General features: G+C 44.5%; 11 protein-coding genes. All 11 read left to right on the top strand.

Annotated features, from left to right (window positions below; all coding sequences use genetic code 11):
- The first annotated feature begins 4 nt into the window (after positions 1–4).
- Positions 5–1198, top strand: coding sequence for an acyl-CoA dehydrogenase family protein (locus tag WQ57_RS04960; RefSeq protein ID WP_046522618.1), 1194 nt, complete (start codon positions 5–7; stop codon positions 1196–1198).
- 86 nt (positions 1199–1284) lie between these two features.
- Positions 1285–2238, top strand: a complete 954-nt coding sequence (locus tag WQ57_RS04965) for a VOC family protein (protein WP_046522619.1) — start codon at positions 1285–1287, stop codon at positions 2236–2238.
- Between the two features lie 54 nt (positions 2239–2292).
- Positions 2293–2775: a flavin reductase family protein gene (locus WQ57_RS04970; protein ID WP_046522620.1), complete on the top strand. Its 483-nt coding sequence runs from the start codon at positions 2293–2295 to the stop codon at positions 2773–2775.
- Between the two features lie 25 nt (positions 2776–2800).
- A complete protein-coding gene (locus tag WQ57_RS04975) occupies positions 2801–3577 on the top strand; it encodes a 2-keto-4-pentenoate hydratase (protein WP_046522621.1) in 777 nt (258 codons plus the stop codon).
- Between the two features lie 98 nt (positions 3578–3675).
- A complete protein-coding gene (locus WQ57_RS04980; RefSeq protein ID WP_046522622.1) occupies positions 3676–5523 on the top strand; it encodes a V4R domain-containing protein in 1848 nt (615 codons plus the stop codon).
- 366 nt (positions 5524–5889) lie between these two features.
- Positions 5890–6729: an alpha/beta fold hydrolase gene (locus WQ57_RS04985; protein WP_046522623.1), complete on the top strand. Its 840-nt coding sequence runs from the start codon at positions 5890–5892 to the stop codon at positions 6727–6729.
- A 31-nt stretch (positions 6730–6760) separates the two neighbouring features.
- Positions 6761–7621: a fumarylacetoacetate hydrolase family protein gene (locus WQ57_RS04990; protein WP_046522624.1), complete on the top strand. Its 861-nt coding sequence runs from the start codon at positions 6761–6763 to the stop codon at positions 7619–7621.
- 333 nt (positions 7622–7954) lie between these two features.
- Positions 7955–9268, top strand: coding sequence for an MFS transporter (locus tag WQ57_RS04995; protein WP_046522625.1), 1314 nt, complete (start codon positions 7955–7957; stop codon positions 9266–9268).
- A 249-nt stretch (positions 9269–9517) separates the two neighbouring features.
- Positions 9518–10471 carry a VOC family protein gene (locus tag WQ57_RS05000; RefSeq protein ID WP_046522626.1) on the top strand — a complete coding sequence of 318 codons (954 nt, stop codon included), beginning with the start codon at positions 9518–9520 and terminating at the stop codon, positions 10469–10471.
- A 112-nt stretch (positions 10472–10583) separates the two neighbouring features.
- A complete protein-coding gene (tcuA, locus tag WQ57_RS05005) occupies positions 10584–12086 on the top strand; it encodes an FAD-dependent tricarballylate dehydrogenase TcuA (RefSeq protein ID WP_084820160.1) in 1503 nt (500 codons plus the stop codon).
- A 50-nt stretch (positions 12087–12136) separates the two neighbouring features.
- Entirely contained in the window at positions 12137–13321 is a 1185-nt protein-coding gene (locus WQ57_RS05010; protein WP_241481486.1) for an acyl-CoA dehydrogenase family protein, read from the top strand.
- Positions 13322–13455 lie beyond the last annotated feature (134 nt).

The following is a 13455-nucleotide window of genomic DNA, read 5'->3' on the forward strand; positions in this document are numbered from 1 at the left end:
TTACATGGAACAAGGCGTGTTGGAAACAAACAAGGAACTGGTGGCGAAAGCGAGGGATTTAATCCCGAAACTTCGTGAGTACAGCCTTGAAATCGACGAAAAAAGCACACTTCCAGATGAGGTCGTTGAACTGTTGCAAAAGGAAGGCCTGTTAAAGGTTCTCAGGCCTAAAATGTTTGGCGGCTATGAAACCAACATGAGGACCTTTACAGAGGTCGTGACCGAAATCTCCCGCGGAAATGGATCTGCAGGATGGTTTGTTTCCCTTAGCAATATCCGTGACTATATGATTTCGTATGTATTTGGCAGGAAAGCGCTCGATGAAATTTATGTACCTGGAAAAGATGTCGTCTTTGCAGGAAATTTCAAACCCATTAAATGCGAGATTGAAAAGGTAGAGGGCGGCTTCTATATTAAAGAAGCACAATGGCCGTTTGTTTCCGGAAGCCCTCATGCCGACTGGTGTTACTTCGGCTTCCCGACAGACGACGGAAAGGGCGGCATGGAATTTGCCATAATGGTGGTTCCGCGCCATGAACTTGAAGTTCTGGATGACTGGTTTGTAATGGGACTAAAAGGATCCGGCAGCAACAGTGTCCTGATTAAAGATGTATTTGTCCCTGAGCACCGGGTGTCCTTGGACCGGCTGGCAAACAAACGCTACTATATGATTGATGAACTTAGAGAAGTTCCATTATATAACACACCTTTTGTCCCATCTCTAACTCTCTCCATCGTGGGGCCGGCTTTGGGACTTGCCCAGGCAGCAATGGACCTCCATATGGACCGGGTGAAAACGGCCGGAATTGGAAATACCTTTTATACAAGAATGAGTGAAGCGACGGTCACCCATATGCAAACCGCCCAGGCCCAGCTGAAAATCGATTCTGCCGAACTACACCTGTATCGCGCAGTGGACAGATTGGACGCCTTTTCCGAACAAGGCCATACGATGACAATGGAGGAAGTCGTGCAAATGAAGGCGGACTTCGGCTATGTGAACCAGCTTTGCAAGGAAGCCATTGACCTGATGGTGGCTGGAGCAGGGTCCATCTTCACCTATAATAAAAATGCGTTCCAGCTAGTATACAGAGACTTCTTAACGATGCATTTACACGGATTCATCACTCCAACAAGCTTAATCGAAACCTATGGAAGGGTCCTTTGCGGCCAGGAACCAAACACGTACTTCCTTTAATATAAATTAGGTTAGCGCGTCTTTAGAATACTGATAATTTGGAAGATTGGGAATATAATTCATCCAAAAATTAAGGGGGATTCAAAATGAGTTTACCGGAAATCGCCAAGTTGGGCCATGTTGCACTAGTAACGACTGATCTTGAGAAATCACTGTGGTTTTTTAAAGAAATTGTTGGGCTTGAAGAGACAGAAACCGTAAATGGAACGGTGTATATGAGGGCATGGGGTGATTTTGAACATCATACGCTTTCCCTCACAGCCGGGGAAGAATCCCGTATCGACCATATTGCCTGGAGAACAAAGCGTCCAGAAGATGTAGAGGCTTTTGCACAGCTCCTGCAAGAAGCAGGAACAGAAGTAAAATGGGTTGAGGCTGGAGAAGAAGCAGGCCAGGGAAGGGCGATCCGCTTCAAACTCCCTAGCGGCCACAGCTTTGAACTTTATTATGATGTTGAAAAGCCATTGGCTTCACCTGAAAAACGGTCTGTTCTAAAAAACCAAACCTACAAATCATGGGCAAGGGGAGTATCGCCGCGCAGAATCGACCATGTGAACCTGCTTACCTCTTTAAAAGCAAATGAGATTTCCGACTTCCTTGAGGAGAAATTAGGCTTTAAAATGCGTGAATACATTGAGGCTCCGGATGGATCTTACCTTGGTACCTGGCTGAGTGTGACTCCATTGGTACACGACATCGCCATCAGCCATGATCCATTCTCGCCATCAACCCACCAAATTCACCATTTGTCCTATTGGCTGGACAATGCACAGGATCTGTTAAGGGCAGCTGACATTTTAACCGAGCATGGCATTGAATTCAAAGGGCCTGGAAAACACGGCATTTCCCAAGCCATGTACATTTATGCAATTGATCCGGGAAGCGGAGTGCGCGTGGAATTGTTCACCAACGGATACTTGATCTTTGAACCGGATTGGGAGCCAATTAAATGGACATTGGATGAAATGAATATTGGTTTCACCTTCTGGGGAGATCAAATGGACAATAAACCGGAAAACAACCCTACCATTCCAGCTTAATCAGGATGAAAAAAGAATAGATTACAAGATATATCGCAGGAGGAGAGAAGGATAATGGATGATCGTCTATTTCGCAATGCAATGGGTACTTTCGCAACAGGAGTTACCGTTATTACAACAGAGGCAGAAGGTGAAGTTCATGGCATGACCGCAAACGCCTTTATGAGCGTCTCGCTTGATCCAAAACTTGTTGTGATTTCGATTAAAGAAAATGCGCGAATCCTGAGTAAAATCCAGGAAAGCAAAACATTTGCCGTCAATATCCTTTCCGACGAACAGCAAGAGGAGTCGATGATCTTTGCCGGACAGATAAAAGAAAAGCGCAAAGTTGCATTCGGCCGCCTGTCAGGCCAGCCAGTCGTTCCTGGTGCACTGGCACAGATAACATGCGAGGTTTCTGCTGAACATGTGGAAGGTGACCATACGCTATTTATCGGAAAAGTAACCGACATCCATCTTGAAGATGGAAACCCGCTGTTATTTTATAAAGGCCGCTATCGTTCATTGGCAGAGGAAAAAGAGGTTGTTTCAAAGTAAATTGGCAATAAAGGAGCAAGTGGACATGGAGATTAAAAAAGCGGCCGCCGCTCTTTTGGAAGCGGAAAACGCCAAAGAACCGATTGATCCTTTTACATCATCAGCAGAAGATATTTCTGTTGATGATGCCTATCAAATCCAGCTGGAGCAAATCCGGCATAAAGTAGACAACGGAGCAGTGATTGTCGGCAAGAAGATTGGTTTAACGAGCAAGGTCATGCAGGATATGTTTAATGTATCCCAGCCAGATTATGGCCATATCCTTGATAGCATGATGTATAAGAACGGTGAAACCATTTCCCTTGAGCAGTTCATCCAGCCCAAAGTGGAATTTGAAATTGCCTTTGTGCTGAAAAGGGATTTAAAAGGTCCTAATGTTACGATTGAGGATGTCATAGAAGCCACAGATTATGTCGTTCCGGCGATCGAAATTATCGATAGCCGAATCAAAGACTGGAAGTTCAAATTTGAAGATACAGTTGCAGATAATGGTTCCTCCGCCGGTGCGATTCTCGGTGGGCAGCCTGTTCAATTGAACGATATTGACCTTCCTTCCGTAGGGATGACTGTTTATAAAAATGGGGAGCTCCTCGATTCCGCGACAGGATCAGCCGTCATGGGGAATCCGCTGAATGCGGTGGCATGGCTTGCAAATGCCTTAAGCAGCTATGATATTTCCTTAAACAAAGGGGAAGTAATCCTTTCCGGAGCTCTGTCTGCAGCGGTTCCGATTGAAGATGGCGATTCTTTCACAGCGGATTTCGCCCATCTAGGTTCGGTTTCGGCGGCGTTTAAACAATAGTTTTCATTCGATCCGTACAGTAAAGAGAGATCCTTTGCCTGGTTAGCAGGGGGATCTCTCCATCTGTCTGAATTCTTTTCTATAAGAAGGAGGAAGTCATGAATACTGAACTTGCAGATTCCCAGGATAAAAAGAACAGCAATAAGAAAATTTTATCTACCTCTGCTGGATTTGGCCTTCTTCGAAAAGGGTTGATTGAAAACTTGGGCCAAAAGCGGGCCAAAGGGTTTCTGCTTCGCTATGGCTGGAGTTTGGGAGTCAGTGATGCGGAAGAGGCCATGAAAGAGAGCTCCTCCTTGGATTTCCTGATCAAGCAGGCATCCATTCTCCACCTGAATACAGGCCATATTGGGGATATCCAATCCGAAAGATGGATAGAAATGAGCGATGCCAACGAGATCAAATCCATCTCCGCAAAGGGAAAATGGATGGATTCCTTTGAGGCGAAAGAGCATTTGAAGCACCACGGTGCAGCGGATGCTCCCGTTTGTTCCACCCTGGCCGGTTATGCAAGCGGCTATATGTCAACGATTCTTAAACAAGACGTCGTCGTGAAAGAAACCCGCTGTATCGGTATGGGAGACAGTGAATGCCAGTTTGAAATGAAATTAAAGGAAGATTGGGGCAGCGAAATCCAGGATGAATTAAGTCTTTATGAAGAAATGAATATCATTGAGGAATTAAATGATACCTATGAACAGCTGCTGGAACAACGGAATTATATCGATAAGGTAGCCAAATTCCATAACCGATTGACGGAAAGCATTTCGAGCGGGAGCAATCTCCACGATATCGCCCAAACAACCTTCAGCTTGCTGAAGATTCCGGTTTCGATTGAAGACTTGAGTTTCCAGAAAATAGCCTACGCAGGGGTGAAGGAAGAAGACTATCTGGAGTTCAATAAAGACCTGGTTGAGTATTTAAAACAAAAGCTATATAAAAATCACCCCAATTTGCCTGTATTCAAGGAAACACTTCGACTAAAAACGAAGAACCAGGATCGCTTGATCACTCCCATTGTGGTTCAGAAAAAAGTCATTGGCTATTGTACTTTTTTCCAGGATAAAGAGTCATCGGGAATTTCGGAAAATGACGTCATGTTCATCGAACGGGCAGCAAACGCGGCTTCTTTATACTTATTGAATCAAAAAACAAGTTTTGAAGCAGTGGAAAAAATGAAGGGATATTTCCTTGAACAAATCCTGAGGGGCCAGTATTCATCGGTAGAAGAAATTGTGAATCGCGGGCGGTACATGGGGTTTGACCTGGAAGCCCCATTCTATATTGCTGCGATTGATTACAAATCCAAAGGCCCTGTATCGAAAAATGATAGTGACCATTTTGATCCGTTTCTTGAAGCGATTGTGAAATATATGGATATCCAAGGCTATAAAGCTCTAATTGGCCAGCATGAAGGCCACATCGTGATGCTCATACCCGAAACAGATCATTTATTACATAAGCTTGAAAAAATAATCAAACACATCCAATCCAGCTTTCCGGCTTATGAATATAAGGTGGGTATCAGCGACAAAGCGGAAGATATTGTGAATGTGATGGAATATCTTGAGGAATCATTCATCGCTTTGAGAATGTCGAATGGCAAGAATATCATCTCCTTTAGAGATTTAGGGATTATCGGGGTACTAATCAACTCAAAAAATAGCAGCGGAATAAAGAAAATTGCCAGACAGGAATTAGGACCACTGTATGATTTGGGAGATCCAAAGAAAAAGGAACTATTAAAAACACTTTATGTATTCCTGGCAAACGGAGGGAAGCTCCAGCAAACAATGGATGATCTATCATTATCCATGAGCGGGCTCACCTACCGGGTGAGCAAGATCGAGAAAATGATCCATAAAGAATTGCGGGATTCAACTCAGAGTTATCAGCTGCTTCTCATTCTCGATTCTCTCATTGCCTTGGGGGAGTTGAAGTTATAAAACCATGACGAGCAGTAGGGTTTTGTGGCGAAATGATGCTTCGCTTGACGCCTCAATTTTCAAAGGGGCAGTTATTTTCCCGAGTTGATTTTGGGGTAGGTAGGAGGACGCAATAGGCGGAGAATTTCCGTCTATTGTATATAGATGCAGCTTAAGAAGCAGAAATAGGCGGATTAATTACGGTTAACTGTTCAAAATAGGACAAAATCCAATGATTTTGTTGATATAAACGGAAAAAGTTCCCTTATATTTAAGGAAATATCAATATTTCCTAATATAAACGGAGTTTTACCGTTTATTTTTCAGCCACATTGAAACCAACACTAAGTTTTAACAGAACCAATCCAAAAAAGGAGGAGAAAAAAATTGACTTCTATTACTCAAACAGTCATAAAAACAGATGGTTATGAAACCTATTTAAATCGTTCCGGTGAGGGAAACAGTGAAGCTGTCCTGTTCCTTCATGGTTCGGGCCCGGGGGTAACGGCCATCGCCAATTGGCGCTATGCATTAGAAGCGTGCAGTGAAAGGTATGATTGTCTGGCTCCAGACCTTTTTGGCTTTGGGCAAAGCAGCCATCCGGACACCCTGCCGAAGAACAGGCAAGCATGGATGGACCAATGGGTGGTGCAAATGATTGGCCTCCTGGATGAATTAGGAATCCAAAAGGCCCATGTAGTGGGAAATTCATTAGGCTGCTCTGTGGCGCTCGAGCTGCTGCTTGAGCATCCTGAGCGGTTTGATAAAGTGGTGCTTATGGGGCCGGGCGGAACACCAAACACGAAGTTAAGCCCTGAACTGGCGCGGGCCAAGAATTTTTACGATAATCCGTCGCCTAAAAAAATGCGCCAAATCATGAGCTGGTTTGTCCACAACCCGGAAGAAATGGCGCCGATTATTGATGGAGTGATCGAGTCCAGGTATGAAACGGCGATGAGACCAGAGGTTCAGCGTTCCAATGACTCCATTTTTGCTACGGCTGCTGTTCCGGTTCCAATCACGGCACTCAACCGGATCGAGAATCCTGTCCTGCTTATTCATGGATTGAATGACCGGGTGTGTTCAGTAGAATCCAGTTATTATTATGTCGAACATATTCCAAATGCGCAGCTTCATGTGTTCGGAAAATGTGGGCATTGGACGCAAATCGAGAAAAAAGATTCATTTAATGAATTAATCCAAAACTATTTTGCTGGTAAAATCTAAGGTACAGAATATACCTGGGATGGTGATGGAAATGAAACTAGTATCTTTCTATGAAAATGACGAAATAAAATTAGGAATCAAGGCGGAAGAGGGAATTATTGATGTGTCCGCAGCTTCTCAAACAGCAGGAATTCAGGCGCCTAAGTCGGTGCTGGATGTGGTTAAAGGCGGCTCCGAGGCTTTGGAAGCATTGAATAAGATTTTAGAAGTCTCCCAGAGACCAATTCCTGAGGAAGAAGTAAGATTTGCAGCAGCGATTCCAAATGCAGGAAAAGTGATTTGCGTTGGGGCCAATTATCGCAAGCATGCCATTGAATCTGGCCTTGCGATCCCGGAGGATCCCATTTATTTTGCCAAATATGCCAACAGTCTATCAGGGCATGGTGAGGAAGTGGCTTTGCCGGACTTCGCAAAGGAAATCGATTATGAAGTGGAACTAGTGGCTGTCATTGGGAAAAAGGCCAAGAATGTAAATCCTGAGGAAGCTTTACAGTACGTATTTGGCTATGCAACAGGAAATGACCTGTCTGCCCGCGACCTTCAATTCCGGAGCCATCAATGGATGTATGGAAAAGCGATCGATCAATTTGCGCCGCTCGGACCGTGCATTGTCACGGCGGATGAGGTGCCGAATCCGCAAAATTTGAATCTGAAAACCTGGGTGAACGGGGAACTTCGTCAAGATTCGAATACGGAAGATATGATTTTTTCGGTAGCGGAGCTAGTGAGTGATTTGTCCCGAATCATGACGCTGGAACCTGGGGATGTCATTTATACCGGAACACCAGAGGGCGTCATTATGGGGATGGAAGAAAAAGTTTGGCTCAAGCCAGGAGATGAAGTCGTCTGTGAAATCGAGGGCCTAGGGCGATTGGTGAACAAATTTGTATAAGAAGTTTTAGAATCTTTCAGACTGTAGACAAACTCTATTAAATTAGAGTTTGCTGCAGTTTTTTTATTGAAAATGGGACTAATTTGGTTTAGGTTTTCACTTTGCCACAGTTTGGACACCTGGATGCTTAGCATTATGTCTATTCCAATATATTAGATTTTAATTTTCTCAAAATTCAATAATATAATTGACACCAAGCAATACGTGAAATAAAATAAATTTAATAATAATTGTATACAATTATACATTGATTCGTCTCTTTGTTCACTCTAGTCAACGATGCCCGCACAAAAATGAAAGCGTTTTAAATTGAAATAGTGGAAGGGGATAGGTATGAACCAGGATATCAATAATGAGAATGTTGAAAAACGAACGGTAAAGAAAACAATGAAGCGGATCTTGCCATTTATTTTAGTTTTATATATAGTTGCGTTCCTTGATCGAGTGAACTTGGGATATGCGGCTCTCGAAATGAATGCTGAACTTGCTCTTTCGGCAGAAATATTTGGCTTCCTGTCGGGATTATTTTATATAAGCTACTGCTTGTTTGAAGTGCCGAGCAATATGATTTTAAATAAGGTCGGGGCAAGATTATGGATTGCCAGGATCATGATCACTTGGGGAATCATTGTCGTGCTGACTGGTTTTGTTCAATCGGCAGCCCATCTATATATTTTACGCTTTTTGCTTGGTGTTGCCGAGGCAGGATTCACTCCTGGAATCATCCTTTATTTAACGTATTGGTTTCGTGCACGCGAACGGGGAAAAGCAACAGCTGCTTTTTTTGTGGCGCTGCCATTGGCCGCATTAATTGGCGCTCCGCTCTCCACGTGGATCATTGACCATATTTCCTGGGCTGGACTGTCTGGCTGGAGATGGATGTTTATTCTTGAAGGATTGCCTGCTGTCTTATTAGGAATACTTGTCATGTTCTATTTGACCAACCGCCCTGCCAATGCCAAGTGGTTAACCTATGAAGAAAAGACATGGCTGGAAGGGGAGCTTCAAAAAGAGAGACAGTTAGCGGCAAAGGTTAATAAAACCTCCCATTTAGGAATGTTGAAAGACTCGAAGGTTTGGAAACTGTCACTGTTTAATATTGCAGGATTTGTGGCGGTCAACGGTTTGAATTTCTGGATTCCTACCATCATTAAAAACCTGTCCGCATCAGGGACATCAAACATGGAAGTCGGCTGGCTGGCGATGATCCCTCCTCTGGTTGCTATTCCTGCGATTCTGTTTGTTGGCTGGAATGCCGACAGAACCAACAAGCATAAACAGCATCTTGCTGCCTGTGTATCCATTGCCATGCTTGGATTGATTGGATGTGCGTTTGTTTCCACTGTGCCATTGATGATTTTGATGCTTTCCATTACGTCTGCGGGATTATATGGAATTTCGGGTTCCTTTTATGCTTACTTAACCTTTTTCTTCAGTGAATCAACAGCTCCAGCAGGAATTGCCCTTGTCAGTACATTATCCTCGTTAGGAGGTTTCATCGGACCGATGGTTTTAGGTGTACTGACTTTACAGCAAGGGATGCTTGTCATTGCAGGTTTTATGCTTGTGAGTTTGCTGACGCTTATTACCTTAAAGCATGGAATGGAGAAAAAACAAAAATTAAGAGTGAAGGGCCAAACGGCATAATAATAGCGGCTTCATGTACGGGAATAGTCCATTCTCAAGGATCCTGCTTTGTCAGGATTCTTTTTCGTGTTTCAAAGAACATTCACTAATTAGGAATCCAACAAAAACTATTGAAAAACAAAAAAATCTTCGCCACTTTTTCATCTGGAAAGGAGAGTGTGAATTTTCTAAAATTTTAGTATGGGAACGGGTTAACCGCCATTCTTCAATTCTATTGAAATGAAATCTATATAAAAACAGGAGGATCTTATGACTTTACCTGAGATTGCAAAACTTGGCCATGTAGCATTGGTTACCCCCGATTTTGAAAAATCACTGTGGTTTTTCCGGGATGTCATTGGACTTGAAGTAACGGAAGAAAAAAATGGAACCACTTACATGCGTGCCTGGGGAGACTTTGAACACCATTCACTCTCGTTGACGCCAGGGGACAGAGCCTATATTGACCATATCGGCTGGAGAACCAAGCGCCCAGAGGATGTCGAAGGGTTTGCAGAGCTGCTTGAAAAAGCCGGTACGGAGGTCACCTGGATTGAAGCCGGCGAAGAGGCGGGACAAGGACGTGCCATCCGTTTCAAACTCCCAAGCCAGCATTCGTTTGAAATTTACTACGATGTTGAAAAGCCAAAGGCGGATGTAAAAACACGCTCTGTGCTTAAAAATCAATCGCATAAATCATGGAACCGGGGAATTTCACCAAGGAGATTTGACCATGTCAATATTGCCACTTCAATGGATGTGGCGGAAATAATCGACTATTTAGGAACACAATTAGGCTTCAAGCTTCGTGAATATGTAAAATACAATAACGAAAATGTGATGGCAGGCTGGATGAGTGTTACGCCGCTCGTCCACGATATAGCCGTCATTAAACGTCCAGAGGCGAAAACACCGAACCAGCTGCACCACATTTCCTATTGGAGCGATAATGCCCAGGATATCCTGCGGGCCGCCGATATCCTGAAGGAAAATGGCATTAACTTTGTCGGTCCTGGCAAGCATGGGATCTCCCAGGCATTCTACCTGTATGTCTGTGACCCTGGAAGCGGCTGCCGGGTAGAGCTGTTCAGTGGTTCCTACCTGATTTTTGAACCAGACTGGGAGCCGGTTGAATGGACAGAAGAGGATCACTCCATTGGTAACACGTATTGGGGCGATTCCGTAATGGATAAGGAATTGAATAAACCAACTATTGAAGCATAAGAGTTCTGCCAAATGAATGATCTGTCCCTCTAATGAGAAGGTGGATATCCTCCGCTCCAAAAAGAGGGATTTTTTTACACTTTCAGAATGTTGAAGAAGGAAGGTAGTAATATTGACCAAAGCAGGAAACTATGAAGCGGATATCGTTGTTGTTGGTGCAGGGAATGCCGCCATGTCGGCTGCTATTGCTGCGAGTGAAAATGGCGCCAATGTCATTGTGCTCGAAAAAGCGCCTGAATCTGAAAAAGGGGGAAACACCACTTATACGCATGGTTCCATCCGGTTTGCTTATAACGGTGTAGAAGATCTAAAGGAAATTATGCCTGACCTGACTCCAGAGGAGATTGAAAGCACTGATTTTGGAACGTATTCAGAGGAAGAGTATTTCGATGATATGTGCCGGCTTACCGACTATCGCACAAACCCAGAGCTGGCCTCTTTGTTGACAAGTCAAAGCTTTGAAACGATGAAATGGCTCGTTTCCCATAAGGTTCGTTTCGTGCCGATATACGGCCGCCAAGCGTTTAAGGTTGATGGGAAGTTTAAGTTTTGGGGCGGTATGATTGCGGAATCCGCTGGCGGCGGTCCCGGCCTGGTGGAAGCCCTTCATGAGGAAGCGAAAAAATTGGGCGTCCAGATTCTTTTTAATGCAATGGCCACGGAGCTGATCCACGACGATGAGGGAGTTCATGGCGTGATTTTTAAACAAAACGGAAAAACAACAGAGGTCAGGGCAAAAGCCGTCATCCTGGCATCAGGCGGCTTTCATGCCAATCAGGAAATGCGGACCCGCTATCTTGGGCCAAAATGGGATTTGGCGCATGCAAGAGGCAGCCGTTTCAACACAGGCGAAGGAATCAACATTGCACTAAAGATAGGAGCGATGCCGTATGGCAATTGGTCCGGCGCACATTCGGTCGGCGGCGATCGCTATTTGCCGGACCATACGGAAGGCTTCCAGCGGTTAAGCTATCCGTTTGGCATCATGGTAAACACGGAAGGGAAACGGTTTGTCGATGAAGGCGCGGACTTCCGCAATTATACCTATGCGAAATATGGAAAGCTCATTCTCGAACAGCCAGGTCAGGCTGCGTGGCAAGTTTTCGACCAGAAGGTAGCCAGGCTGCTGCGAGACGAGTATAAAGTAAAACAGGTAACAAAAGTGAAAGCGAATACATTAGAGGAACTGGCAGAAAAAATGGAAGGCATCGACACCGAAGGGTTTCTAAATGAAGTAAAAAGATACAATGCAGCTGTTCGGAAGGACATTCCTTTTAATCCAAATATAAAGGATGGACGCTGTACAGAGGGATTAGAGGTTCGTAAATCCAATTGGGCCAATACGATTGACGAAGGGCCATTTGAAGCGTACGGAGTTACATGCGGGATTACCTTTACCTTTGGAGGGTTGAAAATCAATACCGAAGCCGAGGTACAAGATCTCCTGTCCCAGTCAATCCCAGGCCTTTATGCCACAGGTGAGCTAGTGGGCGGCCTCTTCTATTTCAACTACCCTGGCGGCGCCGGGCTGATGGCGGGTTCCGTTTTTGGAAAAATAGCCGGAGAAAATGCGGCAAGGTTTGTAAAGCAGCACGAACCTCTGAAACTTACCTAATCATAAAAAACCATTTTAGAATAGTAAAGGAGATGGAGCAATTGACGGAAGTGGCACAAAGGGAAAATCTGGTTGAAAAAGCAAAAGCCCTTATCCCAAATTTAAGAACAAGAGCGAAAGAAACAGAGGAAATCCGGCGTATTCCGCAAGCGACAATGGACGAACTGAAAGAAGCAGGTCTTTTCAAAATGCTTCGTCCCAAAAGGTATGGCGGTTATGAAACGGATATGAAAACCTATACAGATGTGATTGTGGAAATCTCGAAAGGCTGTGGATCGACTGGGTGGATTTTAGCTCTTTGTGCGATCCGTGAATTGATGGTCGCCCAATCCTTTTCTGAAAAAACGCATCTGGAGATTTATGGTGAAGATGAAAACAGTGTATTATTTGCCGGCGTTTATGAACCAAGAAAGTGCATTGCCCGCAAGGTAGAGGGCGGATACCTTGTAGAAGAAGGTTTTTGGATGTTTTGTTCCGGTTCCCTCCATGCCACATGGGGTTATTTTGGAATGCCGATTGTCGGTGAAGACGGGAAGCTTGTCGACCAGGTCCTTATGACCTTGCCGTTCCATGAAATGGAAATCATGGATGACTGGCATACGCTGGGATTAAAAGGCACAGGTTCAAACAGCGTAAAAATGAACAATGTCTTTATTCCGGATCATCGCTGTACATCCTTTGTTGAAGCTTTGGACGGAAACTTTGAATCTAAGCATCTTCGCGATATCCCGTTGTACAATACCGCACTCTTCCCGGCCTTGATCCTTTCGCTTGGATTACCGGGCCTCGGACTTATCAAGCATGCATTGGAATTTTTCCAGGAAGTGCTGCCTAACCGCAGGGCCGTGCATATGGGGGTGGAGTATATCCGGGATGCAGCCAGCACTCATGCGATCATCGCGGACGCTTCCTTGAAAATTGATACGGCTTCCATGCATTATTACCGGGTGGCGGAAGACCTCGACAACTGGGCCAAGAGCGGAAAATACATGGATCGCCAAGCCAGGGTAAGAACGCTGGCGGATATCGGCTATGCCAACCAAATGTGCAAGGAAGCGCTGGACCTTTTATTGCTTGGCAGCGGATCTGGCTATGTGTATGAAGGACATCCACTGCAAAGAATCTTCCGTGATTTCATGACCCTCTACTCGCACCGGTCTCTATCACCAACCATTACGAAAGAAAACTATGGCCGTGTGTTATCCGGTTTGGAATCGAATGCTATTAGATACTAATGGCAGATTCTAGCTCGATCAACCATATAAAAAGGATCATTCGATTATATTCTGGACTTGTTGACCCAACTGATTTCTGGTTGACAAGTTCTTTTTTATTTAGGAACAGCAAACATTTTGCGGATCGAAAAGTG

This window comes from Mesobacillus campisalis (assembly GCF_000986785.1).
GTDB classification, from domain to species: Bacteria; Bacillota; Bacilli; order Bacillales; family Cytobacillaceae; genus Mesobacillus_B; species Mesobacillus_B campisalis.